This window comes from Pseudomonas sp. NPDC089408 (genome assembly GCF_044749445.1).
In the GTDB taxonomy this organism is placed as follows: domain Bacteria; phylum Pseudomonadota; class Gammaproteobacteria; order Pseudomonadales; family Pseudomonadaceae; genus Aquipseudomonas.
On record NZ_JBIVHY010000035.1, the window covers coordinates 1 to 3,185 of the forward strand.

Genomic DNA, 3,185 nt, shown 5'->3' on the forward strand with positions numbered 1-3,185 from the left:
TGCGAATTTTCGGCGAATGTCGTCTTCACAGTATAACCAGATTGCTTGGGGTTATATGGTCAAGTGAAGAAGCGCATACGGTGGATGCCTTGGCAGTCAGAGGCGATGAAAGACGTGGTAGCCTGCGATAAGCTTTGGGGAGTCGGCAAACAGACTGTGATCCAGAGATCTCTGAATGGGGGAACCCACTCAGCATAAGCTGAGTATCTTGTACTGAATACATAGGTGCAAGAGGCGAACCAGGGGAACTGAAACATCTAAGTACCCTGAGGAAAAGAAATCAACCGAGATTCCCTTAGTAGTGGCGAGCGAACGGGGACCAGCCCTTAAGTTGGTTTGAGATTAGTGGAACGCTCTGGAAAGTGCGGCCATAGTGGGTGATAGCCCCGTACACGAAAATCTCTTATCAATGAAATCGAGTAGGACGGAGCACGAGAAACTTTGTCTGAATATGGGGGGACCATCCTCCAAGGCTAAATACTACTGACTGACCGATAGTGAACCAGTACCGTGAGGGAAAGGCGAAAAGAACCCCGGAGAGGGGAGTGAAATAGAACCTGAAACCGTATGCGTACAAGCAGTGGGAGCCTACTTTGTTAGGTGACTGCGTACCTTTTGTATAATGGGTCAGCGACTTATATTCAGTGGCGAGCTTAACCGAATAGGGGAGGCGTAGCGAAAGCGAGTCTTAATAGGGCGTTTAGTCGCTGGGTATAGACCCGAAACCGGGCGATCTATCCATGGGCAGGTTGAAGGTTAGGTAACACTGACTGGAGGACCGAACCGACTACCGTTGAAAAGTTAGCGGATGACCTGTGGATCGGAGTGAAAGGCTAATCAAGCTCGGAGATAGCTGGTTCTCCTCGAAAGCTATTTAGGTAGCGCCTCATGTATCACTGTAGGGGGTAGAGCACTGTTTCGGCTAGGGGGTCATCCCGACTTACCAAACCGATGCAAACTCCGAATACCTACAAGTGCCGAGCATGGGAGACACACGGCGGGTGCTAACGTCCGTCGTGAAAAGGGAAACAACCCAGACCGTCAGCTAAGGTCCCAAAGTCATGGTTAAGTGGGAAACGATGTGGGAAGGCTTAGACAGCTAGGAGGTTGGCTTAGAAGCAGCCACCCTTTAAAGAAAGCGTAATAGCTCACTAGTCGAGTCGGCCTGCGCGGAAGATGTAACGGGGCTCAAACCATGCACCGAAGCTACGGGTATCACCTTTTGGTGATGCGGTAGAGGAGCGTTCTGTAAGCCTGTGAAGGTGAGTTGAGAAGCTTGCTGGAGGTATCAGAAGTGCGAATGCTGACATGAGTAACGACAATGCGAGTGAAAAACTCGCACGCCGAAAGACCAAGGTTTCCTGCGCAACGTTAATCGACGCAGGGTTAGTCGGTCCCTAAGGCGAGGCTGAAAAGCGTAGTCGATGGAAAACAGGTTAATATTCCTGTACTTCCAGTTATTGCGATGGAGGGACGGAGAAGGTTAGGCCAGCCTGGCGTTGGTTGTCCAGGTTTAAGGTGGTAGGCTGGAATCTTAGGCAAATCCGGGATTTCAAGGCCGAGAGCTGATGACGAGTTGCCTTTAGGCGACGAAGTGGTTGATACCATGCTTCCAAGAAAAGCTCCTAAGCTTCAGATAACTGGGAACCGTACCCCAAACCGACACAGGTGGTTAGGTAGAGAATACCAAGGCGCTTGAGAGAACTCGGGTGAAGGAACTAGGCAAAATGGCACCGTAACTTCGGGAGAAGGTGCGCCGGCGAGGGTGAAGGACTTGCTCCGTAAGCCCATGCCGGTCGAAGATACCAGGCCGCTGCGACTGTTTATTAAAAACACAGCACTCTGCAAACACGAAAGTGGACGTATAGGGTGTGACGCCTGCCCGGTGCCGGAAGGTTAATTGATGGGGTTAGCGCAAGCGAAGCTCTTGATCGAAGCCCCGGTAAACGGCGGCCGTAACTATAACGGTCCTAAGGTAGCGAAATTCCTTGTCGGGTAAGTTCCGACCTGCACGAATGGCGTAACGATGGCGGCGCTGTCTCCACCCGAGACTCAGTGAAATTGAAATCGCTGTGAAGATGCAGTGTATCCGCGGCTAGACGGAAAGACCCCGTGAACCTTTACTATAGCTTTGCACTGGACTTTGAATTTGCTTGTGTAGGATAGGTGGGAGGCTTTGAAGTGGGGACGCCAGTTCTCATGGAGCCATCCTTGAAATACCACCCTGGCAACTTTGAGGTTCTAACTCAGGTCCGTTATCCGGATCGAGGACAGTGTATGGTGGGTAGTTTGACTGGGGCGGTCTCCTCCCAAAGAGTAACGGAGGAGTACGAAGGTGCGCTCAGACCGGTCGGAAATCGGTCGTAGAGTATAAAGGCAAAAGCGCGCTTGACTGCGAGACAAACACGTCGAGCAGGTACGAAAGTAGGTCTTAGTGATCCGGTGGTTCTGTATGGAAGGGCCATCGCTCAACGGATAAAAGGTACTCCGGGGATAACAGGCTGATACCGCCCAAGAGTTCATATCGACGGCGGTGTTTGGCACCTCGATGTCGGCTCATCACATCCTGGGGCTGAAGCCGGTCCCAAGGGTATGGCTGTTCGCCATTTAAAGTGGTACGCGAGCTGGGTTTAGAACGTCGTGAGACAGTTCGGTCCCTATCTGCCGTGGACGTTTGAGATTTGAGAGGGGCTGCTCCTAGTACGAGAGGACCGGAGTGGACGAACCTCTGGTGTTCCGGTTGTCACGCCAGTGGCATTGCCGGGTAGCTATGTTCGGAAGAGATAACCGCTGAAAGCATCTAAGCGGGAAACTTGCCTCAAGATGAGATCTCACTGGGATCTTGAATCCCCTAAAGGGCCGTCGAAGACTACGACGTTGATAGGTTGGGTGTGTAAGCGCTGTGAGGCGTTGAGCTAACCAATACTAATTGCCCGTGAGGCTTGACCATATAACACCCAAGCAATTTGCGCACGAAAGCCAAATTGTGGTGGTGAAGATGATACGAACCGAAAGTTCGCACTGTTCACAAAAGCATCACAAATATCGCATATCCGAATTCGCTGGGCTGTCCATCTGGACATTCTGGCTACAGAATTTCTTGACGACCATAGAGCATTGGAACCACCTGATCCCATCCCGAACTCAGCAGTGAAACGATGCATCGCCGATGGTAGTGTGGGGTT

Annotated in this window: 2 rRNA genes; both read left to right on the forward strand. The window is 51.6% G+C overall.

Going from position 1 to position 3,185, the window contains the following annotated elements:
- The first annotated feature begins 57 nt into the window (after positions 1-57).
- A 23S ribosomal RNA gene (locus tag ACIP02_RS27275) occupies positions 58-2,950 on the forward strand.
- 149 nt (positions 2,951-3,099) lie between these two features.
- Positions 3,100-3,185, forward strand: a 5S ribosomal RNA gene (gene rrf, locus ACIP02_RS27280); the annotation flags it as partial.